17 protein-coding genes are annotated in these 23,267 nt (G+C 73.8%); 3 read left to right on the forward strand and 14 right to left on the reverse strand.

The genetic code is table 11. The features are described from left to right. The first annotated feature begins 310 nt into the window (after window positions 1–310). Window positions 311–1,891 (forward strand): FAD-binding domain-containing protein, encoded by a 1,581-nt coding sequence (locus ACQUQ1_RS10365; RefSeq protein WP_435064219.1) that lies wholly within the window; start codon window positions 311–313, stop codon window positions 1,889–1,891. Here the strand turns inward: ACQUQ1_RS10365 and ACQUQ1_RS10370 are convergent. Together ACQUQ1_RS10370 and ACQUQ1_RS10375 are read right to left on the reverse strand one after the other, a co-directional pair. Next, window positions 1,864–3,246 carry a TIGR00341 family protein gene (locus ACQUQ1_RS10370; protein ID WP_435064220.1) on the reverse strand — a complete coding sequence of 461 codons (1,383 nt, stop codon included), beginning with the start codon at window positions 3,244–3,246 and terminating at the stop codon, window positions 1,864–1,866. The genes ACQUQ1_RS10365 and ACQUQ1_RS10370 overlap by 28 nt on opposite strands. Before the next feature lie 135 nt (window positions 3,247–3,381). Continuing rightward, the gene (locus ACQUQ1_RS10375) at window positions 3,382–4,065 is read right to left on the reverse strand and encodes a TIGR00266 family protein (protein ID WP_435064221.1); all 684 of its coding nucleotides are present in this window, start codon (window positions 4,063–4,065) and stop codon (window positions 3,382–3,384) included. Window positions 4,066–4,410: 345 nt separating this feature from the next. Between ACQUQ1_RS10375 and katG the strand changes: the two genes are divergently transcribed. Further along, the gene (gene katG, locus ACQUQ1_RS10380; protein ID WP_435064222.1) at window positions 4,411–6,627 is read left to right on the forward strand and encodes a catalase/peroxidase HPI; all 2,217 of its coding nucleotides are present in this window, start codon (window positions 4,411–4,413) and stop codon (window positions 6,625–6,627) included. A gap of 33 nt (window positions 6,628–6,660) precedes the next feature. Here the strand turns inward: katG and ACQUQ1_RS10385 are convergent, their stop codons facing one another. The 5 genes from ACQUQ1_RS10385 to cobN all read right to left on the reverse strand — a co-directional run bounded on the left by ACQUQ1_RS10385 (window position 6,661) and on the right by cobN (window position 14,891). Continuing rightward, the gene (locus ACQUQ1_RS10385; protein WP_435064223.1) at window positions 6,661–8,082 is read right to left on the reverse strand and encodes an FAD-dependent oxidoreductase; all 1,422 of its coding nucleotides are present in this window, start codon (window positions 8,080–8,082) and stop codon (window positions 6,661–6,663) included. A 233-nt stretch (window positions 8,083–8,315) separates the two neighbouring features. After that, entirely contained in the window at window positions 8,316–9,251 is a 936-nt protein-coding gene (locus ACQUQ1_RS10390) for a DUF7351 domain-containing protein (RefSeq protein ID WP_435064224.1), read from the reverse strand. Window positions 9,252–9,309: 58 nt separating this feature from the next. Then, entirely contained in the window at window positions 9,310–10,122 is an 813-nt protein-coding gene (locus ACQUQ1_RS10395; RefSeq protein ID WP_435064225.1) for a cobalt-precorrin-7 (C(5))-methyltransferase, read from the reverse strand. Continuing rightward, window positions 10,119–10,919: a precorrin-8X methylmutase gene (locus tag ACQUQ1_RS10400; protein WP_435064226.1), complete on the reverse strand. Its 801-nt coding sequence runs from the start codon at window positions 10,917–10,919 to the stop codon at window positions 10,119–10,121. Before ACQUQ1_RS10400 ends, ACQUQ1_RS10395 begins: the two co-directional genes overlap by 4 nt. A gap of 39 nt (window positions 10,920–10,958) precedes the next feature. Further along, window positions 10,959–14,891 (reverse strand): cobaltochelatase subunit CobN, encoded by a 3,933-nt coding sequence (cobN, locus tag ACQUQ1_RS10405; protein ID WP_435064227.1) that lies wholly within the window; start codon window positions 14,889–14,891, stop codon window positions 10,959–10,961. 34 nt (window positions 14,892–14,925) lie between these two features. Between cobN and ACQUQ1_RS10410 the strand changes: the two genes are divergently transcribed. Next, window positions 14,926–17,193 (forward strand): VWA domain-containing protein, encoded by a 2,268-nt coding sequence (locus ACQUQ1_RS10410; protein WP_435064228.1) that lies wholly within the window; start codon window positions 14,926–14,928, stop codon window positions 17,191–17,193. A gap of 58 nt (window positions 17,194–17,251) precedes the next feature. On the opposite strand, the gene ACQUQ1_RS10415 is transcribed toward ACQUQ1_RS10410, so the two are convergent. From ACQUQ1_RS10415 to cobJ, 7 genes are all read right to left on the reverse strand, one after another. Continuing rightward, the gene (locus ACQUQ1_RS10415) at window positions 17,252–18,010 is read right to left on the reverse strand and encodes an SDR family NAD(P)-dependent oxidoreductase (protein WP_435064463.1); all 759 of its coding nucleotides are present in this window, start codon (window positions 18,008–18,010) and stop codon (window positions 17,252–17,254) included. A 153-nt stretch (window positions 18,011–18,163) separates the two neighbouring features. Continuing rightward, window positions 18,164–19,585: a PQQ-binding-like beta-propeller repeat protein gene (locus tag ACQUQ1_RS10420; protein WP_435064229.1), complete on the reverse strand. Its 1,422-nt coding sequence runs from the start codon at window positions 19,583–19,585 to the stop codon at window positions 18,164–18,166. Next, window positions 19,563–19,934, reverse strand: a complete 372-nt coding sequence (locus tag ACQUQ1_RS10425; RefSeq protein ID WP_435064230.1) for a DUF3209 family protein — start codon at window positions 19,932–19,934, stop codon at window positions 19,563–19,565. Before ACQUQ1_RS10425 ends, ACQUQ1_RS10420 begins: the two co-directional genes overlap by 23 nt. Then, window positions 19,931–21,160 (reverse strand): CbiX/SirB N-terminal domain-containing protein, encoded by a 1,230-nt coding sequence (locus ACQUQ1_RS10430; protein WP_435064231.1) that lies wholly within the window; start codon window positions 21,158–21,160, stop codon window positions 19,931–19,933. Before ACQUQ1_RS10430 ends, ACQUQ1_RS10425 begins: the two co-directional genes overlap by 4 nt. Next, the gene (locus tag ACQUQ1_RS10435) at window positions 21,157–21,921 is read right to left on the reverse strand and encodes a cobalamin biosynthesis protein (protein ID WP_435064232.1); all 765 of its coding nucleotides are present in this window, start codon (window positions 21,919–21,921) and stop codon (window positions 21,157–21,159) included. Before ACQUQ1_RS10435 ends, ACQUQ1_RS10430 begins: the two co-directional genes overlap by 4 nt. After that, complete coding sequence (locus ACQUQ1_RS10440) at window positions 21,918–22,205, reverse strand: ferredoxin (RefSeq protein ID WP_435064233.1); 288 nt, start codon at window positions 22,203–22,205, stop codon at window positions 21,918–21,920. Before ACQUQ1_RS10440 ends, ACQUQ1_RS10435 begins: the two co-directional genes overlap by 4 nt. A gap of 1 nt (window position 22,206) precedes the next feature. Next, a complete protein-coding gene (gene cobJ / locus ACQUQ1_RS10445) occupies window positions 22,207–23,253 on the reverse strand; it encodes a precorrin-3B C(17)-methyltransferase (RefSeq protein ID WP_435064234.1) in 1,047 nt (348 codons plus the stop codon). Window positions 23,254–23,267 lie beyond the last annotated feature (14 nt).

Raw genomic sequence — 23,267 nt, forward strand, 5'->3', positions numbered from 1 at the left:
TCCTTCAGTCGGGACGGTCGGAGGACACTGCCGGGCGCTCCCCGGGGGGAGTTCTGCGGCAGGTCCCCCAGAGACCGAGAGGAGGCCGGACCCCGTCCGGCGGGAGCATCGCCGCATGTGGCACTGTCGTCCCGCCACCCACCGGGGCGGTGTCGGAGACGGGCGGCCCGAACGGTCGGTCCGCCGGCACGTCGCCGGCCGTGCCGGGTCGGGGTCGAGTGTCCGCGTGTCGGCGACCGCTCGGGACTCGGGCCGACCCGGCGTCCCCCCGCGGGCCAACGGTTATACCGCGCCCGGCCGTTCCGCGTCCATGCCCGGGCACGCGACCGACGGCACGCCGGACCCCCCGTCGGTCGCCGACGGCTCCGCCTGCGTCGTCTGGCACCGTCGTCACCTCAGGATCCCCGATCACCCGGCGGTGACGTACGCCACCCGCGAGTACGACACGGTCTGCCCGGTGTTCGTCTTCGATCCGCACTTCTACGGCCCCGACGCCCTCGCGTGCGACGCGCGGCGGCGGTTCCTCCACGAGTCGCTGTCGGACCTCGCCGAGCGGTACGCCGACCGCGGCGTCGACCTGGTGTTCGCCCGGGGCGACCCCGTCGACGTCCTCGCGACGTTCGCGGACCGCGGCTGGGACGTGGCGGCGACCGCCGACGCGACGGGCCGGTACGGCGCCCGCCGCGACGACCGCGCCGCCGGGCGGCTGGACGCGACGTTCGTCGACGGCGACGGCCTCCGGCGCGGCGTCGACGACCCCCGCGACGGGTGGGCCGACCACGTCGAGTCCTACCTCCGTGACGAGCCGACCGCGCCGGATCCGTCGGGGTTCGGCGACCACGGCGTCGGCGCCGCCGCCAGCGTCGAGGGCACCGAGGAACGGTACGACGTGACCCCGGAGAAGGAGTCCGTGCCCGTCGGGGGCCGGGGGCCGGCGCTGTCTCGCCTCGATCGCTTCCTCGACCGCATCCACGAGTACCCCGGCTCCATCTCGGCGCCCGCGGCCGCCGAGACCGGTACCAGTCGGCTGTCGGCGTATCTCCGGTTCGGCTGCCTCTCCGTGCGGGAGGTGTTCCGGCGGCTGGAGCGCGACGCGCCCGACGGGCGCGGGAAAGACATGTTCCGGGACCGACTCTACTGGAACCGCCACTACACCCAGAAGCTCCAGGACTGGCCCGGGTGGACCGAGCGCGCGGTGAACCCCGTGTTCCGCGGGCTCTACCGCACGACCCACGACCCCGAGCTGGTAACCGCGTGGAAGCGGGGGAAGACGGGCTTCCCGATGGTGGACGCCTCGATGCGGTGTCTCCGGAGGACGGGGTGGCTCAACTTCCGGATGCGCGCGATGTGCGCGTCGTTCTTCGGGTACGTCCTCCGGCAGCCGTGGCGGATCGGCGCCGACCACTTCTACGAGCACCTGATCGACGCCGACCCCGCGATCAACTACACGCAGTGGCAGTACCAGACCGGCCTGACCGGCGTCGCGGCCGTCCGGGTGTACAACCCCCGCAAGCAGGTCCGCGACAACGACCCGGACGGCGAGTTCGTGCGCCGGTGGGTGCCCGAGCTCGGCGACGTGCCCCCCGAACACCTCGATGCGCCGGAGCGGATGCCGCTGGCGCTCCAGGACGACCTCGGCGTCCGGATCGGCGAAGACTACCCCCGGCCCGTGGTCGAGTTCGAGGCGAGGCGCCGCGAGGCGCGCGACCGCTTCGCCGCGCTGGCCGACCGCGCCGAGGAGGCCGCCCGCGACCCCGAGATCCGCCGGCGGCTGTCGCTGTCGCGGCGTGGCGGGAGCAGCCCGGGCGGCGACGGCGACGAGGACGGTTCGGACGGCGGCGACGACCCGGACCGCCCCGCCGGTCAGACCGGCCTCGACGCCTTCGAGTGAGCCGGCGGCCGCGTCGCCGCCGTCGCCGCCGTCGCCGCCGTCCCGTCCCCGGACGGATCGAACGTCTGTTGCTCCACGAACTCGACGGTCACCGCGACCGACCGGCCGGTCGCGGCCCCGATCCGGCGGGACAGCGCCCGGCTCAACTGCGGGTAGCCCCGGTCGGCCGGCCGGGAGACGACCACCGTGACGGTCCGGTCGCCGCCCGCCTCGACCGGCCCGCCGACCCGGAACTCTGCGCTGAGCGAGACGAGATCGAGTTCGGCGTACCGGTCCTGTCCGAGCACGTCGCCGGCGGCGTCGTTCGCCTGGCGCTCGAATCCGATCTGGGAGGCCACCAGCCCCCCGGTGGCGACGAACACCGCCAGGAGCACGAGCGCGACCGCGACCGCCGAGGCGTACCGCGGCGTCGGGCCGACCGCCTCGTCGCCGCCGGCGGTCGCCCGCTCCGGGCGGTAGCCGAGGTACCACAGCACGGACGCCCCCGAGAGGTGGATCGCGACAACGTTCAACACGAGCAGGAGGAACGCCCCGAGCGCGACCGCCGGCACGCCCCACGCCACCCCGACGCCGACGGCCGCCGCCGCCGGGACCAGCGCCGCGGCCACCATCACGCCCACGAGCGCGACCGAGACGCCGGTCGCGAGCCCGAACGCGCCGGCCGCGCCCGCACACACGCCGACGATCACGGACAGCAGCCCCGGCGAGATCCGGCTCGATATCTGCTGGGTGGTCGTCACGTCCAGCGCCGGCGGGAGGAACGCCGCCGACTTGAGCGCGAGGCTGAACGCCGTCGCCGTCGCGACGGCGAGCCCGAGCCCGAGCAGCTGCGTCTTCAGCCCCTCCCACAGCATGTCGCGCTCGTCCAGGACGGTGCCGACGCTGGCGGTGAGCGCCGAGCCCACGAGCGGCGCGATCACCATCGACCCGACGACGACGGCCGGCGAGTCCAGCAGGAGCCCCGCGGTGGCGACCAGCGCGCTCAGCGCCGTCATCGAGTAGTACGTCAGCGGGCTCGGCGTGAGGTCGAGGGCGGTCGCGCGGACCTCCTCGGTGGGGATGGCGTCGTCCTCCTCGGTACCGGTGACGAACCGCGCCTCCAGTTCGTCGACGTGGGGGGCGAACACCGATTCGGCGCTGGCGACGACCGTGTACCGCTCCTCCCCCCGCTTGGCCTCGCGGATCTCGTCCAGCACGGCCTCGACCGCCTGGGCGGGGACGGGGAACTCCATGAGGACGCCGTCCTCGCGGTCGCTCGCCTCCCGGACGAGGACGTGGTCGATGTCGTAGCCGTCGAGGATCGCCTCCACGTCCTCGACGGCGTCCGGCGGGACGAGCGTTCGAACGAGTCGCATACGAACGCGAACGGGTGGCGAAACGGAAAGGGCACGCGGGGATTCGCAGGGCGCGGGGACGGACCGTCGCGAGCGCGGGACCGGACCGGACACGGGGCTGGACGGGGCAGCACGACACGACACGGGGCGACGAGCTCAGGCCGAGTGGTTCGTCGTCCGAACCGGGAGCTTCGGGATCAGCCACGAGAGGAACGCGTCCGGGCTGCGCGACTGCAGCCACACCCGGCCCGACCCGCCGAACTCGCAGACGAGCCCCTCGCCGCTCGTCAGCGTCGACCGCAGCCCGCCGACGCGGCGGACGTCGAAGCTCGCGGTCGACTCGAACGCGACGACGTGGCCGGTGTCGACGACGAGGGAGTCGCGCTCGTCGAGGTCGACCGTCTCGATGGCGCCGTAGCTCGACACGAACAGCGGCCCGCTCCCGGTCACCCGGAGGAGGAACAGTCCCTCGCCGCCGAGGAACGTCCGCGCCCCGCCGAACTCGGTGTCGACGTCGAGGCCGGCGTCGCCCGCGAGGTACGACCCGGACTGAACGTACAGCGTCTCGTCGCTCAACGGGACGTGCTCGACGTCGCCCGGGAGCGGCGGCGCGAACCGCACCTCCCCGGCCTCCCGCGCGGAGAACGTGTTCTGGAAGAAGCTCTCGCCGCCGAACGCCCGCCTGACGGACTTCAGGAAGCCGCCGGTCGCGTTCGTCTCGATGTCGATGCCCGCGTCGTGGCTCACCATCGCGCCCGACTCGGCGCGGATCGTCTCGCCGCGCGCGAGCGAGACGCGCAGCGACGCGAAGGAGTGGCCGGAAGTGATCTCGTGGTCCACACGTATCCATCAACGCGCTCACAGATGAAACCGCGCGCCCGGATCCGGGGTTCGGGAACGGTCACCGCTCGGGGACGACCGCTGGAGCGCCGTCGGGACCCGTCGCGAAGACGTGGGCGAACGTGTTCGGCGAACAGCGTTATCCGTCTCCGCGGAGTCGTGTCCGACGGATCCCAGCCCGCCGGTTTCCGCCGAACGCCCGACGCGAGCCGACCCGGTTCGGCCGGGGCCGACCCGGGACGATCACGGAGAGTGATTCATAAACCCGATAGAACGCTTTGGCGGCAACAAAATCTCCTTTCCGAAGTGGACAATCTTATATGCCGAAGCGACAACTTTCCGTGCATGACCATGTCCAATCAGGACTGGTGGCCGAACCAACTGAACGTCGACGTCCTCGACGACAACGCCCGCGACGTCGGGCCGATGGACGAGGACTTCGACTACGCGGCGGAGTTCCAGACGCTGGACTACGAGGCGGTGAAGGCCGACCTCGAGGAGCTGATGACGACCTCGCAGGAGTGGTGGCCGGCCGACTACGGACACTACGGGCCGCTGTTCATCCGGATGGCCTGGCACAGCGCCGGCACGTACCGCACCGCCGACGGTCGCGGCGGCGCCTCCGGCGGTCGACAGCGCCTGCCCCCCATCAGTAGCTGGCCGGACAACGCGAACCTCGACAAGGCCCGTCGCCTGCTGTGGCCGATCAAACAGAAGTACGGGCGGAAGCTCTCGTGGGCCGACCTGATCGTCCTGGCCGGCAACGTCGCGCTGGAGTCGATGGGCTTCGAGACGTACGGCTTCGGGGGCGGCCGCGAGGACGACTACAAGCCCGACGCGGCCGTCGACTGGGGCCCCGAGGAGGAGTGGGAGGAGTCCTCGGTCGAACGGTTCGACGAGGAGGGCGAACTCGCGGGCGACCTCGCCCAGACCGTGATGGGCCTCATCTACGTGAACCCCGAGGGCCCGGACGGCGAGCCGGACCTCGAGGGGTCCGCGAAGAACATCCGGCAGTCGTTCAGCCGGATGGCGATGAACGACAAGGAGACGGTCGCGCTCATCGCCGGCGGCCACACCTTCGGGAAGGTCCACGGCGCCGACGACCCCGAGGAGCACGTCGGCCCCGAGCCCGAGGCGGCCCCCATCGAGAAGCAGGGGTTCGGCTGGGAGAACGACTTCGGCGAGGGCAAGGGCCCCGACACTATCACCAGCGGCATCGAGGGTCCCTGGACCAGCGCGCCGATCCAGTGGGACATGGGCTACGTCGACAACCTGCTCGACTACGAGTGGGAGCCCCACAAGGGCCCCGGCGGCGCGTGGCAGTGGCGGCCGGCCGGCGACGGCCCGGGGGCCGACATCCCCGACTCCGTCCCGGACGCCCACGTCCCGGACGAGTTCGTCGACCCGATGATGCTGACGACCGACGTCGCACTGAAGGAGGACCCCGACTTCCGGGCAGTGCTGGAGGAGTTCCAGGAGGACCCCGAGGAGTTCCGCGAGGCGTTCGCGAAGGCGTGGTACAAGCTCATCCACCGCGACATGGGCCCGCCCGAGCGGCTCCTCGGCCCGGAGGTGCCCGACGAGGAGATGATCTGGCAGGACCCCATCCCGGACGCCGACTACGACCTCATCGGCGAGGAGGAGGCCGCCGAGCTCAAGGAGAGCCTGCTGGCGTCGGACCTCTCGGTCTCCCAGCTGGCCAAGACCGCCTGGGCGTCGGCGTGGACGTACCGCGACAGCGACAAGCGCGGCGGCGCGAACGGCGCGCGGCTCCGTCTGGAACCCCAGCGTAGCTGGGAGGTGAACGAGCCCGAGGAGCTGGAGGCGGTCCTCTCGACCCTCGAGGACGTCCGGGAGGAGTTCAACGCCTCCCGATCGGACGGGACGAGGGTCTCGCTGGCGGACCTTATCGTGCTGGGCGGGAACGCGGCCGTCGAGCGGGCGGCGGCTGAGGCCGGCTACGACGTGGAGATCCCGTTCGAGCCGGGCCGCACAGACGCCACGCAGGAGCAGACCGACGTCGACTCCTTCGAGGCGCTCAAGCCCCACGCCGACGGGTTCCGGAACTACCTCGGCGACACGGACGCCTACGACGACACCCCCGAGGAGCGGCTGGTGGACAAGGCCGAACTGCTGAACCTCTCGGCCCCGGAGATGACCGTCCTGGTCGGCGGCATGCGCGCGCTGGGCGCGACCTACCGCGACACCGAGCGCGGCGTCCTCACCGACCGACCGGGGACCCTCACAAACGACTTCTTCGTGAACCTGCTCGACATGGACTACGAGTGGGAGCCGGTCACGGAGGAGCGACAGCTCTTCGAGGGTCGCGACCGCGACACCGGCGAGGTCGAGTGGGAGGCCACCCGCTTCGACCTGATCTTCGGCTCGAACGCCCGGCTGCGCGCCATCGCGGACGTCTACGGCGCCGACGACGCCGAGGAGAAGTTCGTGCGCGACTTCGTCGACGCCTGGTCCAAGGTGATGACGCTCGACCGCTTCGACCTCGAGACGGAGCGTCGGGCCGCCGGGACGGCCGAGGCGGCGGACGTCGCCGACGACTGAGCGCCGCGTTCGCGGCCCGACCGCCACCCGCGTTCAGCGGACTCCGGCCGTTCCCCCGTCGTCCTCGCGCGTCCCCGAGACCGGGCGGGACGCCTCCGACCGACCCGTTCGCAACCGGGGCTGGAGGACCCGCCGGAGCACCCGCGGGCGCAGCAGGGACGTCGGCGGCCGCTCCATCATCTGCACGCGGACGAACGCGTCGGTCAGGGCGCCGTCGGTTCGTGCGCGTCGGAGCAACCGTCCCGTGTACCAGTTGAAGAAGCCCGTCCCGCGGGGCCTGGGTCCCTCCGTCCCCGCGAACCCGAAGTCGGCGCCGACGGCCATGTTCCAGGCGATGTCGACGACCGACGCCGCGCGGTCGAAGAACCGGACGGCGAGGTCCTCCCCGCCCTCCGCGAGGGCGTGATGGAGCGTCAGCGCCTCGAGCGCGGCGACCGACATCCCCTGGGCGTACACCGGGTTGAAGCTGGCTATCGCGTCGCCGATCACCGCCAGCCCGTCGGGGAACCGGTCGAGGTCCTCGTACCGGTTCCGCCTGTTGGACGGGAACGGGTAGTGTTCGACGTCGCCCGCGGCCCACTCGTGCTCGTCGACGATGTCGGCCACCTCCGACACCGGCAGGGTGGCCGCGTACGCCCGGAACTCCCCCCGGTCGGTGGGGGGGCTGTCGCCGTGGACGCCGTGGAGGTTCACGACCCACCGGTCGCCCTCGACCGGCGCGGCCATGCCGCCGCGGGTCCGGGGCGGGGCCGCCGGGACGAGATACGTCCGGCGGTCGTGCGGCGGGCGCTCGACGTAGGCGGTGCTGTAGGCGATGCCGATCCGGACCTCGTCGACCGCGGGCGGGGCGTACCCGTGGCGGTCCAGCCACGCCGGCGTCCTGCTCGCCCGGCCGGTGGCGTCCACGACCAGGTCGGCCGGCAGGTCCGCCCGCTCGCCGCCCTCGCGGGTCGTCACCCCCTCCACGGCGTCGCCCGCGTCGTCGAGCAGGTACTCGACGCAGTGACAGCCCGTCCGGATCCGGACGTTCTCGACCGCGGCGACGCGCCGTCTGACGACGTGCTCGAACAGGGGTCGCGTCGCGGATATCGTCTCCAGCCGGGCGGGCCCGGCCGCGAGGAAGCCCCCCTGGCTGTAGAACCGCACGTCGCCGGCGAAGTCGGTGATCACGCCGCCGGCGGAGATGACGTCCCCGACACAGCCGGGGAGCAGGTCCTCGACGGTCGCGCGTCCGGCCTCCAGCAGGGCGTGCGGGTGGCGGTCCTGGGGGACGCCGCGGCGCGCCTCGGGGGCGTCGGGGAGCCGGTCCCGGTCGATCACGGTCACCTCGCCGTACGCGTCGGCCAGGACACGGGCCGCGAGCAGGCCGGCGACGCTTGCCCCCACGACCACCGCGTGGTCGCCGACCCGGACGGCCCGGGAGCGGTCGTAGCGGGGGATGGTCGCGAGCGTCACGGGACCCACCTCGGAGCGCGCGCGTGGCCGGGGCGGGTGTCCGGAACCCGGTCGCCGGGCGGTCGGACGTGCGGTGCGCGGTCGGCCGTGACGGCGTGGATCGGTCGTCTCATCGCTAGTGACTGTCTCACGTACAGGGAGATAACCGTGATCAGCACGAGATTGCTGTCCCCCTCCTGACAGTATCTCCGGCGGCGGCGCATCGACGCCGACGGGGCACCGGTTCGGGGCGACTATCGCTCGACGTCGACGACTGTCGCCGTGCGGTCGAGGGTGAACCGACGCTCGTGTCCGTCGTGGCCGACGACCAGGCGGAGGCGATCCGGCGCCCCCGGGACCCGTTCCTCGACCCAGCCGAAGCCGCGTTCGATCGCCGCCCAGGTGGCCGGGACGTGTTCGACCCCGCGGTCGTCGTAGAACGAGATCAGCGCCGGGTGGTGGCTGACGGGTGCGTAGCCGGGGCTGCGCCAGTGGAACTTGCACGAGTCGCAGACGGCGCTGACGACGCCGAGGAAGCGGGAGCCGCACGCGTCGCACACCCCCTCGCCGGGGTCGTGGTCGTCACACACCGCCAGCGAGGCGGCGACCGGCGCGCCGCACTCCGGACAGACGCCGTCGATCATCGTCTCGAACCGGCGGATGGAGTAGGCGATCGTGGCGTCGAGGACCCCGTCGGGGTCGCGGCCCCGGAGCCCGTTCGGCGGGAGTCCGAACCCGAAGATCTCGCCACCGCGTTGCGGCCAGTACCCCTCGCACGAGCGACACCGGACCCACGTGATCCCGTCCTCGTAGGCGACCGCGACCGGGCTCCCGCAGCGGTCGCAGGTCTCCCCGACCCGGCTCGGGGCGAGCGCGGGGTTCCCGGTCACCCCGCCCGCGACGACCGCTCGCACGATCCGGAAGCCCGGTGCCGACAGCTCGTATCCGGCGTCCGTCCGCCGGACGAAGTGCCCGGTCAGCTTGCCCAGGTGGTAGTTGAAGTTCCCCGTGTCCTCGACGTCGACGCGGTCGAACAGCTCCGAGAAGGGGACCGCGTTGTCCGACGCGTACGGCTCGTAGGCGTCCCACAGCGCGCGGAGGATGGCCATCCTCGTTCCGTTCCCCGCCAGCGTGAACGCGTCGTCCGGGGGGAGCGCGTCCCGATCGCCGCCGTTCGATCCGGGGGCCATACGTCCCCGTACCGCGCGCGAGGGGATATACGCACCTCCCGGCCGGTCGCCGTCCGCCTCACCGGCGCACGACCAGCACAGAGAGGTCCGAGAACGCCGTGTCCTCGGCCCCGTCGCCGCCGGCGCCGTCCGCGAGCGACCCCAGGTCCGTCCGCGTGACCCGCTCGTCGGGGTGGGTCATGCGTTCGAGCACCAGCGCGTCGAGCCCCGGGTCGGCCCCGTCGGCGACCAGCCGGGCGGCGACGTCCTCCGGCATCCAGTCGTACGGGCGCGGGATGACGATCAGGTGTCGGTCCCCCGCGTCGCGGGTCAGGCGGTCCAGGTCCGCCGACACGTCGCCGCGGACGTGGAGCGTGACGAACGTCGAGTCCTCCAGGGGCGTCCGCGCGCGGCTGGCGGCCACCTGCACGCTGGAGATGCCGGGAACGACCTCCACCGGCCCCTCCACGGCCGCCTCGACCTTCCCGAGGAACTGGTAGCCCGAGTGGTTCGGGTCGCCCATCAGGACGGCGACCCCGCGGGCGCCGTCGTGGACGCGGGCGGCGAACCGCCCGAGCGCCTCCGGCTCGTCGCGGTAGCCGCAGGCGATCAGGTCCGCGTCCGTCTCCTCGGCGACGTAGTCGACGACCGTCTCGAAGCCGACGACGACGTCAGCCTCGCGGAGCAGGCGGGCCGCGCGCCGCGTCAGGAACTCGGGGTTCCCGGGACCGATCCCGACGGCGTGGACCGCGGACGCCGGACCGCCGGCGGCGTCCCCCTCGGCGGCTGCGCGGCCGTCCCCCCGGGGCGGCTCGGGCGCCGCGCTCGCCGCCACGCCGGGGCGGTCGGGAAGCTCCGGCGGCTCGGGGGCGTCCGGACCCCCGCCGGTCACGGGCCCATCTCCCCGTCACCCGGCTCCCCGCCCTCGCCGCTCGACCGTTCCGGGGTCCCCAGGGAGACCTCCCCCTCGCGGGCGTCGCTGGCGACGTGGACGAGCTCGTTCGTCAGGCCGGCCGCGAGGCCGCTGCCGCCGCGGCGACCCACGTTCGTCACCGCGGGAACGCCGCGTTCGGCGCAGACCTCCCGGACCCGCTCGCGGGAGTCGGCGGCCTTCACGAAGCCCACGGGCGTCGCCACGACGACGGCCGGCCGGGTGCCGTCCTCGATGCAGTCCGCGAGCGCGAGCGCCGCCGTGGGCGCGTTGCCGACGACGGCGACCGCGCCGTCGTAGACGCCCTCGCGGTCGAGCTCCAGCACCGCGGCGGCGGTCCGGGTCATCCCCGTCTCTGCGGCCAGTTCGGCGCCGTTGCCGATCGCCTTCCGAACCGGACAGTCGTGGCCGCGACCGGTGATGCCGGCCTTCACCATCGTGATGTCCGTGACGACCGGTCGCTCGTCGAGCACCGCCCGGGCGCCCGCCCGGATCGGCTCCTCCTCGTCGGCGCCGGTGAAGCGCACGAGGTGCTGGAACTCGGGGTCGCCGGTCGCGTGGACCGCCTTCGCGCGCAGGCGGTCGGCCAGCGTCTCCTGCGGGACCAGCTCGTGGACGCGGTCCATGCTCGTCTCGGCGATGTCCATCGCCGCCTCGGTCGTGGCGCCCAGGTCCGCGTACGCCTCCGTCCCGTTCGATTCCTCCTCCTCCTCCGGTGCCGTCTCGCTCGCGTCGGATGTCTCCGGTGTGTCGCTCATGGTGGTGTCGTGGTCGGTCGTGTCGGGTGTCGTGATCGGTCAGTCGTCGTCGCCCGCGCGGCCCGCGAGCGCGTCCGCGTCGCCGCCGCGCGACTCGCGCTCCTCGATGGCGCCCTCCGCGCGGAGGTTCAGGTCGCGCAGCCGCTCCGCGGTGTTCGCGTCGGCGTCCCACAGGCCGCGCTCGACCGCCTCCAGGAGCGTGTCGGTGATCGAGTCGAGCGCCCAGGGGTTCACCTCCGCCATCCACTCGCGCCGCTCCTCGTCGAAGGCGTACGCGTCGGCGACCGCCTCCCACAGCGTGTCGGAGACGACGCCGGTGGTGGCGTCCCAGCCGAGGACCACGTCGACCGTCGTGGAGAGGTCGCCGGCGCCCTTGTAGCCGTGCTCCTCCATGGAGTCGAGCCAGCGCGGGTTGAGCACCCGCGAGCGCATCGCCTTGCGGACCTTCTCCTCGTTCGTGTACACGCGCACGTCGTCGGGGTCCGAGGAGTCGCCGACGTAGGAGGCGGGCTCCTCGCCGGCGTGCTCGGTCACCGCGGTGATGAACCCGCCGTGGAAGGCGTACCAGTCCGAGGAGTCGAACTCGTCCTGCTCGTCGGTGTCCTCGACCTTCACGGTCGCCTCGACGCCCGAGAGCCGCCGGGCGAAGGCGTCGTGCGCCTCGCTCACGGAACCGCGCTTGCCGAGCGCGTAGCCGCCCCACCGGGTGTACACGTCCGCGAGGTCCGAGCGGCCCTCCCAGTTGCCCTCGTCGACGGCCTTGTTCGTGCCGGCGCCGTAGCCGCCGGGCGTCGTCGTGAACACCCGGTGGCGGGCGGCCGACTCGGGGTCCTCGACGCCCTCTGCGGCAAGTTCCTCGGCCTCCTCCTCGACGTGCTTCTTCACGTAGTTGCGGTCGTGCGGCTCGTCGAGGGCGACCACGGCGTCGACGGCGTCGTGGATCACCCCGGCGGCCGCGGGGAAGGCGTCGCGGAACAGCCCGGACACGCGCGTCGTCACGTCGATCCGGGGGCGACCCAGCTCCTCCAGGGGGATCGGTTCCACGTCCTCGACGCGCCCGGCGTCGGACCACACCGGCTCGACGCCCATCATCGCGAGCACCTGTGCGATGGTCTCGCCTCGGGTTCGGACGGTGGGCGTGCCCCACGCGACGACGCCCACCTCCTCGGGGTACTCGCCCTCGTCGTCGCAGTGTCGCTCCAGCACGCCCTCGGCGACCTCCCACCCCACCTCCCAGGCGGCGCGTGCGGGCACCTTCCGGGGGTCCAGCGTGTAGAAGTTCCTCCCCGAGGGGAGCAGGTCGACGCCGCCGCGGGTGGGGGCGCCGCTGCCGCCGGGCGGGACGTACCCGCCGGCGAGCGCGTCGGCGACGTTGCCCACCTCGGCGCGGGCGCCGCCGACCCGGGGGGCGGCCTCCTCGCAGACGTACCGGAGCGCCTCCCGGAGGTCGTCGTGGGCGCCCGAGGCGGCCCGCGCGTCGCCGATCGTGTCGACGTCGACGACCAGGAGGTTCATGTTCACCTCGCTGTCCGCCCCTCCGTCCCGCTCGGAGGCGGGCACGTCGAATCCGTGCTCGGCGAGCGTCCGCACGAGGTCGCAGCTCACCTCGTGGACGCGGTCGGCCGCCTCGGCGTACGTCATTCCCAGGTCCTCGTCGTAGGTCCCCGGCTCGGCGCGCATGCGGTCGTAGTCGACGCCCAGCACCCTGGCCACCGACTCCCGGAGGCTCGGCGCGCCGGGGTTCTCTAGGCGGGTGAGCGCGACGAGGTACTCCACGAGCCGGTCGCCCGCCGGCGGCTCGCCGAGCGTGTGCAGGCCCATCCGGATCTGGGTGGTCTTCACGTCGGTGAGGTACTCGTGGACCCGCTCGACCAGTTCGTCGACGTCGACATCGTCGCCTGCGACTTCCCCCTCCGCGAGCGTCGACCCCGCCTCGTCGGGGCCGCGAACGTCCGCCCGCTCGTCGATGTCGCCCGCGATCCCCAGTTCGACGGCGAGGTCGAGGTCGTCGACCGCCTCGCGGATCCGGCGTTCGAGCCGCTCGCCGTCGTCCGGGCGCGCGTCGGTCGTCCCCGCCTCCCGGTACTGGTCGGCCAGCTCCTCCAGCTCCGCGAGGTCGTCGTAGGTGCCGGCGTTCGCCATCGGCGGCGTGAGGTGGTCGACGACGGCGGCGTAGGACCGCCGCTTCGCCTGCGTCCCCTCGCCGGGGTTGTTGATCACGTAGGGGTAGACGTTCGGGAGGTCGCCGACCAGCTGGTCGGGCGCCGACGATGAGTCCAGCCCCACGGTCTTGCCGGGGAGCCACTCGAGCGAGCCGTGGGTGCCCATGTGGACGACCGCGTCGGCGTCGAAGGACTCCCGGAGCCAGCCGTAGAAGGCGACGTAGTCGTGCGGGGGCTGGAGGTCCGAGTCGTGGTACACCTTGCTCGGGTCCATCCCGAACCCGCGCGGCGGCTGGACCGTCACGAGCACGTTCCCGAACTCGACGCCCGGGATCGCGAACGGACGGGCGGGCGGGTCCCCCCACTCCGACAGCACGGCCTCCCGGAAGCCCTCGTCGAGGTCCGCGAACCACTCGCGGTAGGTGTCGGGCGCGACCGTGTCGACGCTCAGCTCGCGGACGTCCTCGGGGGCGACCCACCGGTCGTCGAGGGTGAGCTGCGCCGTGAGCGCGTCGATGAGGTCGGCGCCGTCGGCCGGCGGGCCGTCCTCCCGGCCGGCGTCGCCGAGGTCGTACCCGCGCTCGTCGAGTTCGGCGAGGAGGTTCGCCGTGCTCTCGGGCGTGTCCAGCCCGAACGCGGTGCCGATGCCGTCGTCGCTGGGCGGGTAGTTGTGGAGGACGACGGCAACGTCGGCCTCCCCGTTCGGGAGGTGCCGGAGCCGCGCCCAGTTGGCCGCCAGCGACGCGACGTGGTCGACCCGGTCGTCGATCGGGAAGTGCTGCTTCGGCGCCGAGCCGATTCCGGCCTCGTCGTCCGTGCGCTCCTTCCCGGAGATGGGGTGGGTGATCACGTTCCCGTCGAACTCCGGGAGCGCCACGGAGAGCGCGAGTTCGAACCCCATCACGCCGGTGTCGCTCGACTCGTAACGCGAGCGCGAGCGCATCGTCGTGACCGTCTGGAGCACCGGGACGCCGAGCCGGTCGAGGAACACCTCCTCGGCGCCCGCTCCCTCGTCGTCCGCGTCGCGGCCGCGCTCGTCCATCGAGAGCGCGAACATGAACGACGAGAGCACGGCGTCGACCACCGGCTCGCCGTCGTCGTCCAGCAGCCACTCGTCGGTGACGCGCTCTGCGTCCCAGCCGTTCTCGTCGCCCGCGGGGTTGCAGAACACCGGGAGCGCGTCGACGCCCCGGTCCTCCAGCGCGCGCACCTGCGCGTCGACGTACCGTGTGTTCTCGTGGGTCCAGTGGGACTCGTAGAACCAGACGCCCACGGTCGGGGTGTCGGGGTCGAACGTCGAGACGAGTTCGTCGTAGGCCGCGCCCGGGTAGTCCGGGTGGTACACCCCTTCCGAGGGGAGCGCCACCGGGTCGTCGTACTCGTAGCCGCCGGGCGGAGCGTCGGCCGCCGCGCCGTAGGCGTCCGCGAGGTACCGCAGGAGGTTCGCGAGGTTCGCGGCGCCGCCGCGCTCCAGGTACTCGCGGACCCGGTCGGTCACCTCGTCGTCGGCGGTGGTGTCCTCGTCGGCGAACGCGTCGCCGGTCGCCTTCACGACGACCGGGGTCCCCGTCTCGCGCAGTCGCTCGACGGCGCGCTCGTAGCCGGGCATGCTGTCGGTGCCGCCGTGGAGCCACAGCACGACCGCCGCGGCGTCGGCCTCGGCCAGGTCGGACAGGAACGCGTCCACGTCCGCGGGGTCGTCCAGGTCGCCCTTCGAGCGCGCGACCAGCTCCACGTCGGTCTCCGCGGCCGCCGACGCGACCGCCCCCAGTTCGTTCTCCGTCGCCGTGTAGAGTCCGAGCGTCGTCATAACCTTTGTAAACCCTCGTTGTTGTAAGTCAACTGTGATTGATGAAGGCGGGGACAAAAACCCACCGACGCCCGACGCCGGCTTCGGGGACGTGGTGGGCCAGGGGGAGCTGAAGCGGGCGCTGCTGGCGGTCGGGACGGACGACGACCTCTCCGGGGTGCTGGTCCGCGGCGAGAAGGGGACCGGGAAGTCCACGCTCGCGCGCGCGCTCGCGGGCTACCTCCCCGAGCGGCGCGTCGTCGCGGACTGCCCGTTCGGCTGTCCGCCCGGCGACGGGGACCGGCAGTGCCCGGACTGTCGCCGCCGGGCGAACCCCCCCGTGGAGACGCGGCCCGCGCCGTTCGTCACGCTCCCGCTCGGGGCGACGCGGGAGGCCGTGGTCGGGTCGCTGTCGGTCGCGGGCGCGCTCGACGGCGAGGCGACGTTCGAACCGGGCCTGCTCGCGCGGGCGAACCGGGGGGTGCTCTACGTGGACGAGGTGAACCTCCTCGACGACCACCTCGTCGACGTGGTGCTCGACGCGGCCGCGGCCGGGGTGAACAGGGTCGAGCGCGACGGCGTTTCCCGGACACACCCCGCTGAGTTCACCCTGATCGGGACGATGAACCCCGAGGAGGGCGACCTCCGCCCGCAACTACGAGACCGCTTCGACCTCACGGTCGACGTGACCGGCCTCCGGGACACCGCCGACCGCGTCGCGGTGGTCGACCGCGCGCTCGGCCGCGACGCCGACGGCGACGGTCCCGACCGGGACCCCGAGTTCCCGGACCCGGCAGCGACGGTCGCCGACGCCCGCGAGCGCCTCCCCGAGGTGACGCTCCCGGACTCGTTCGTCCGCGATCTGGTGGACCTGTGCCGGGACGCCGGCGTCGACGGCCACCGCGCCGACATCGCGGCCGCGCGGTGCGCCCGGACCCTCGCCGCGCTCGACGGACGGTCCCGGGTGATCGAGGGCGACGTGCGCGAGGCCGCCTCGTGGGCGCTCCCGCACCGCCTCCGCACCGACCCCTTCGAGGAGGCCGCCGACCCGGAGAACCTGATCGACGACCACCTCGGCGAGGACGGCGACGAGTCCGACGACCGGACGGAGTCGGACCGCGAGAGCACGGACGCCGACGGGGACAGCGACCGCGACGGCGACGAGGCGGGGGAAGGCGACGTGGACGAGACCGCGAGGGACGCCGAGGGCGATCGAGCAGACGGCGGGGACTGGTCCCCCGACCGCGACGCCGGAACCGGTGACAACGACGGCGACGCCGGGGGGGACCGCCCCGAGGCCGGAGACGGCGGGGACCGTGGCGACGCCCCCGAACCGACCTCGGCCGGAACGACTGACGCCGGGTACGACGGCACCGACGACCCGTCCCCCGGGGGACCGGAGGACGACGGGGCCGGCGACTCCGGGGAGGGGAGCGGGGATCCCGACCCCGACGACGCGACCGACGAGGACCCCGACGGGGCGACGCCGCTTGTCCCCGGCTCCGAGCGCGCCGGCGTCGGCGACGCCGTCGCCCCGGACGTCGAGGCGCCCGACGCCGACCGCGCGGCCGCGGGCGACGGCGCCGGTCGAGGGAGCGCCGCCCCCTCGACGCGCGGGACCGGCCCGCGCGTCCGGACCGAGCGCGCGACCGCCGACGACCCCGTCGACGCCGGGGCCTCGGTCCGCGCGGCGGCCAAGCGCGGCGGCCGCGCGGTCGAGGAGCGCGACCTGCGTCGGTCGGTCCGCGCCGGCGACGCGGAGGCGCTGGTGTGTTTCGCCGTCGACGCCTCCGCCTCGATGCGCGGGCCGATGCGGGCGGCGAAGGGCGCCGCCGTCGACCTGCTGCGCGACTCCTACGAGCACCGCGACGCCGTCTCGCTGGTGGCGTTCGCCGGCGACGACGCCGCCGTGTTGCTCCCGCCGACCGACGACGTCGGCCGGGCGGCACGGCACCTGAAGGACCTCCCGACGGGCGACCGGACCCCGCTGGCGGCGGGAGTGGACGCCGCCGCGGACACGCTCGCGCGCGCCGACGCGGACGTGTCGTTGGCGGTCGTCGTCACCGACGGCGGCGCCAACGGCGTCGAGCGGCCCACCGCGGCCGTCCGCGAGGCCGGCGGGCGCCTCCGCGAGGTCGCCGACCGGACGCTCGTGGTCGACGCCGGCGACCGCGAGGGGGCCGTCCCGACGCTCGTCGAGTCGACCGGGGGCGAGCGGGTGCCCCTCTCGGCGCTGTCGGCCGGACGGGTCGACCGCGAACTCGGCGGGACCACCGGACACCGTGTCGCGGGGATCCGCGGTCCCGGATCCGACGCCGAGTAGCGCGGACGGACGCCCGACAGGGGTCGTTCTCACCCGCGTCCGGGCCCGGCTGGTCCGGTCACTGCGCCGTGTACCCCCCGTCGACCGGAAGCGCGGTCCCGGTCACGAAGGAGGCCTCGTCCGAGCAGAGCCACACGACCGCGTCGGCGACCTCCTCGGGCGTTCCCATGCGCTTCATCGCCTGGGGCGAGACGGTCTCCTCGACGGCGGCCGCGTCGCCGCCCGTGAACCGCTCCACCATCGGCGTGTCGATGACCCCGGGGCAGACCGCGTTCACGCGGATGTCGTCCTCGGCGGTCTCGACGGCGACGGAGCGCGTCAGTCCGACCACCCCGTGCTTCGAGGCGTAGTAGGGCGTCAGTCCGGCGGCACCCACGAGCCCCGCGACTGACGCGGTGTTGACGATCGCGCCGCCGCCGCGGTCGCGCATCGCCGGTACCTCGTGTTTCATCGCGAGGAAGACGCCCCGGAGGTTCACGTCGATCACCCGGTCCCAGTTCTCGATCGACTGCTCGGTGATCGGGCCGCCCTCGCCCTCGATACCGGCGTTGTTGTGGGCGACGTCGATCCCGCCGAACTCCTCGGTCACCGCCTCGACCAGGGCCGCGACGCTCTCCTCGTCGCTGACGTCGACCGCGAAGGCGACCGCCTCCCCCCCTGCGTCGCGGACCCGCTCGACCGTCTCGGCGGCGCCCGCCTCGTCGACGTCCGCGACGGCGACGCGCGCGCCGTGCTCGGCAAACCGCAGCGCCGTCGCCCGGCCGATCCCCGATCCCGCTCCCGTCACCACCGCGACCGCATCAGGTAGGTCGTTCATGTAGCTCACGGTGACAAGCGTCACCGATCACCATACTCTCCCACGGAGAATAGCTGTTTCTTCGGGTCCGTGGCGTCACCGGCCCCCGGATCGCGCGCGCCACCGTCGGCGCCCGGACGGTATCGCTGACGGGACCGGACCGGACCGGTTCGGCTAGCGCGGCCAGCGGTGGAGGCGGCACCCGCCGCGCTCGCCCGCGTCGTCGTCGTGGTAGGCGACGGGTTCCTCGACGGCGGCGACGGCGTCGGCGTCGAGCGCGACCGCGGTCGCGACGCCCTCGGTACCGAGCACCGTCGCCTCGCCGGTCCGGAGGTCGAACACGCGCACCCCGTGGACCGACGGATCGCGGTCGCGGAAGTGCTGGGCCGCGGGCACCGCGAGCGCGTCGGCCGTGCCCGCGACGTGGTGTGCGAAGCCGCCCGCGTCCGCGCGCCAGCGCTCCTCGCCCGAACGGTCAACGCCGACCGCCGTGTGCTCGGCCGGGTGGCGCGCGGCCGTCTCGCGGCCCTCCTCCGGGAAGGTGTTGCCGACGACGAACGCGACGCCCCCCGCGCCGGCGTGGACATGGTTCGGGTAGGCGTACACCCGCTCCGTCGCGTCGGGGGTCGTGCCGCCCTCGGCGTCGGTCCCGGCCGCGTTCCCCTCGTCCGCCTCGGCTCCCTCGCCCGTCCGTCGCTCGACGGGCGTTCCGAGGTCGACGGACGCGTGGACCGCCCCGTCGCGGTCGAGGAGGTAGCCGCGGTAGTCGGCGTGGCTCGCGACCGCGTGGCCGTCGGGCGTGAGCGCCACGTCGCCGACGGGCCTGCTCGCGTCCGCGTCGCCGCCGGCGTCCGGCGCGCGCCGGGGGTCCCACCGGAGCCGAACGTCGCCCGAATCGGGGTCGAGCACGACCAGCCCGTCGTCGTGGGCGTCGGGCTCCGGACAGCGGTTGTACGCGACCGCGACCCGGTCGCCGTCGGCCGCGATCGCGACGGGCGAGGCGCGGGCCGCGTATCGCCACGCGACGGTCCCGTCCGGGTCGAGCGCGTACACGACGCTCTCGAAGCGTCGGTCGCTCCCCCCGTCGGCGTCCCCGTCCGTCGACCGCCGCTCGTACCGCCGCGCGGCCACGTACGCCCGGTCGCCGTGGGTCTCCATCGCGGCGACGAACGGGTACCAGAAGCGCGTCTCCTTCGCGGGCGGTCCCACGTCGTCCGCGGCCTCCAGTCGCCACCGCTCCGTGCCGTCGGCGGCGACGAGGCGGATCACCCCGCGCTCGCCGCGGGTGCCCGCGAGCGCGCCGCCGGCGAACGGCGCGAGCGCGACGACCGGCTCGTCGCCCGCCAGGCGCCAGCGCTCCGGGCCGAGGGAGTCGGCTCCGGTACCGTCGCCGGCGGTCCCTCCCGCGCGCTCGAACGCCCGGAGGTCGCCGGCGGCGGTCCCGACGACGACCAGGTCGGCCGTCAGCGCGACGGCCGAGCGGCGCCCCCGCTGGCGCGAGCCGCCCGGGTCGACCGCGCCGAGCGACCGGGCCGCGTGCGCGTCGGCCCGGGGGCTCCCCGCGCCCGCCGCCTCACTCCTCGACGGGGAAGGCATCGTGCAGGTCGTGGTGGGTCTCGCCGAGGCCGTCGAGCAGGCCCTCGCCGTGGGTCGCCAGGCGCGCGAGGCTCCGCTCGGCGTCGCGGACGGCGACCAGCCGGCCCCGGACGTAGTCCGCCTCGGGGTCGTCGGGGTCGAGCGTCGCCACCTCCTCCTCCAGGTCCACGAGCGCGGCGTCGAGGTGGCGACGGAGTTCGTCGAGGGACTCTGCGGTCGCGAGCCCCTCGATGGGCCCCTCCAGCTCCCCCTCCAGTTCCTTCTCGGCGTGCTCGCGGGCGGCGCGGTCGTCGGTGCCGAGGACGGTCATCAGGCCGAGTCGCAGGGCTTCGAGTTCGAGACAGCTCATTGTAACGTGTCGTGGACGAGGTCGGAGACGATGCGCTCGCGGTCGAGGTGCGAGGAGACGATGCGCTCGGCGTCCTCCTCCCCGACGCCGCCGTACCAGACGCCGTCGGGGTAGACGGCCACCATCGGGCCGTCGCCGCACTGGTCGAGACAGGAGGTGCGGGTGACGCGCGCGTCGCAGGCGTCGGAGTCGCGGACGGCCTGCCGGAGCCGCTCCAGCACGGCCGGCGACCCCGCGGCCGCGCACGTCTGGTTCGTGCAGACCGCGACGTGGTTCGCGGGGGCGTCGTGGGCGTGGGGGTCGTCGTCCACGTCCTCGCGGTCCGCGTGGGCCGCGCTGTGGTTCAGGGCGCGCAGCATCGCACGGGCGCCGCCCTCGTCCTCCTCGTAGCCGTCGAGTTCGACCTTGTACTTGCAGGTGTCACAGGACATCTCCACGCTGCCGGTGCGGGCCTCCTGCCAGCGGTCCGAGAGCACGTCGAGCAGCCGCGGGTCAGTGCCGAGGGGCTCGCCGTACGACGCGTCGACGTAGGGGTACTCCCCGTCGAACTCCTCGGCGCCCTCCTTGATCCGGCCGGTGAGGACGCCGTCGCCGAGCATGTACGGCAGCACGAGTACCGCGTCGGGGCGCTCGCGCGCGACGGCGTGGAGCGTCTCGTCCAGCGTCGGCTCGGTCACGCCGATGAAGGTGGCGCGCACGTCGTCGAAGGCCCGCCCCTCGTACAGCAGGCGGGCCAGTTTGTGGACGTCCGCGTTCGCGTCGGGGTCCGAGGAGCCGCGGGCGCACAGCACGACCGACACCTCGTCGTCCGCGCGGTCGACGCCCAACTCGCGCTCGACGGCCGCCGCGCGGTCGTCGAGCAGGTCGAGCAGGGCGGGATGGACCCCCAGGTGCGAGCCGTTCCGGATCTCCAGGTCGGGGTGCTCGGCGCGCGCCCGCTTCACCGCCAGCGGCACGTCGTTCTTGACGTGGCTGGCCGCGAACAGCGACAGGTGGACCACCGAAACCCGCGAGACGGCGCCGGCGAGGCCGGCGACGGCCTCGTCGATTGCCGGCGACGCGAGTTCGAGGAACGCCGCGTCGACCGGGATGCCGAGCCTGGATTCGAGGTCGGCCGCGAGCGTGCGCACCTGCTCGTTCGACTTCTCGCGCCGGGAGCCGTGTCCCACGAGCAGTACCGCCTCGTCGGAGAGCGACGAGGGGGTGGGGGCGGTCTCGCTGCTCACGGCCGGCCCCCGTCGGCGTCGCCCTCGTCGCCCCCGACGCTCCCATCGCGGACGCGCTCGACGCTCTTTCGCGTCTTGCGTCGCCGCTGTGGGGCGAACAGGCCCGACTCCGCGCTCCCCTCGTACAGCCACTCGCCGAGGGTGGGGCCGGCGTCGTCGGCGACGCCGAACCAGTAGCCCCCCGAGGAAGAATCGTTCAGGTCGCCGTACGGGGCGTCGACGGGCGCGGCGTCCAGGTGATCGCGAACGGTCGCGAGCAGCGCCTCGTCGTCGTGGACGACCGAGATGCCGACGGCGTTCGCGTCCGACTTGTAACACACCGTCCCGCAGCCCTCGACGAGCCCGCGGAGGAGCTGGCGGCGGTGGTCGGCGAGCGCCGAGAAGCGGTAGCCGCCGGACACGTCGCCGTCGGTCGGGAGGCCGAACGCGGCCGCCGCCCGGCGGGCCGCGGGCGTCTCCGCCCGAACGACGTACTCGTCGCTCGTGCGGGTCACGTCGGTGTTGTGGGCGTACTCGCGTTCGGTCACCTCGCGAGCGCGGTCCACGTCGCGCTCGCCGAACAGGGCGGCGACCCGCTCGGCCGCCGCCGCGTCGCCGACGTGCACCGTCACCTCCCGGTCGGCGACCGCGCCGTCGGCGGCGACGCGTCCCCACAGGTACGCGGCCTCGGGCGTCGCCGCGAGCAGGTCGTCCGGCGCGTCGGGGAGCGGCGCGTCGCCGACGGCGCTGTCCGTGTCGTCCGCCTCGGCGGTCCCGCTCATCGGTCGGGCACCTCCCCCGCCTCCGCGGCCCCGGTCTCGACGGCGACCGCGATGGCGTCGAGCGGGCACGCCGCGGCCGCCTGTCGCGCGTCGTCGACGCGGTCGTCCGCGAAGGTGGCGGTCACGCTCGCGTCGGTCCGCTCGACCGACTCCGCGTCGGCGGCGTCGACGGCGGCGAGGCCGTCGTCGTCCTCGACGAACCGCGGGTCGCGGACGAGACACGCGAACACGCCGTCGCAGGCGTCGCGGTCGACCGTCACGGTGTAGCTGGCTGGCTCGCTCATCTCAGTAGTCGTACTTGGTCTCGTAGCCGCGCGGGGTGACCATCCGGCCGTCCCACACGTACGTGTCCTCGTTGCCGACGACGACCGTCGTCGTCATGTCCACGAGGTCGGTCTCGCCGTACGACTCCAGCTCGCCGAGGGTGGTGATCTCGACGGCCTCGTCGTCGCGGCCGGCGCCGTGGACGATGCCCACCGGCGTGTCGTCCGGGCGGTGCTCCCGGAGGATCTCGCAGGCAGTCTCCCAGTTCTCGCGGCGCTTGCGGCTCCAGGGGTTGTAGATCGTGATCGTGAACCCCTCGCCCGCGACGGCGTGCAGGCGCGACTCGATCTCCTCCATCGGGGTGAGGTGGTCCGACAGCGACACGGACACGGAGTCGTTCACCAGCGGCGCGCCGAGGCGGGCGCCACAGGACTGCGCCGCGGGGACGCCGGGGACGACCTCGAAGTCGACCATCGAGGCGGTCGCCCCCTTCGACTCCAGGATCTCCAGCGCCAGCCCCGCGAGCGCGTACACGTTCGGGTCGCCGGAGCCGACGATCGCCACGTCGTGGCCGGCGAGCGCCCGGTCGATCGCCTCCTCGGTGCGCGAGACCTCCCCGCACATCGGCGTGTCGTACAGCTCGTCGGCCTGCTCGGTGATCTCGTCGGGAATGAGGTCGATGTAGGTGGTGTAGCCGACGATGTGCTCGGCGTCGGCCAGCGAGGACTTCGCCCGCGCGGTCATGCCCTCGGCGTGACCGGGGCCGAGCCCGACCGCGACCAGCCGTCCCGGGTCGGCGTCGAAGTCGTCGACGGTCGCCTCCACCTTCTCCTCCGTGTCGCTGGAGGCGCCGCCGCCGCAGGCGCTCGTGGAGTCGCTGTCGGAGGCCCCCGACGAGGAGGCGCCGCACGCGGACGAGCCCGTGGAGCCCGCGTCGGTCTCGGCCGCCTCGGCGGCCGTCCCCCCGTCGGTCGTCGCGCCGCAGGTGGTCGTCCCGGTACCCGCGTCGGCGTCGTGTTCGTCCGCGCTGTCCGCCTCGTCCGTCGTTCCGCCGCATGCGTCGCTCATCGGTGTGTGGTGTG

It is taken from the genome of Halobaculum sp. EA56 (assembly GCF_051195075.1).
Lineage (GTDB): Archaea > Halobacteriota > Halobacteria > Halobacteriales > Haloferacaceae > Halobaculum.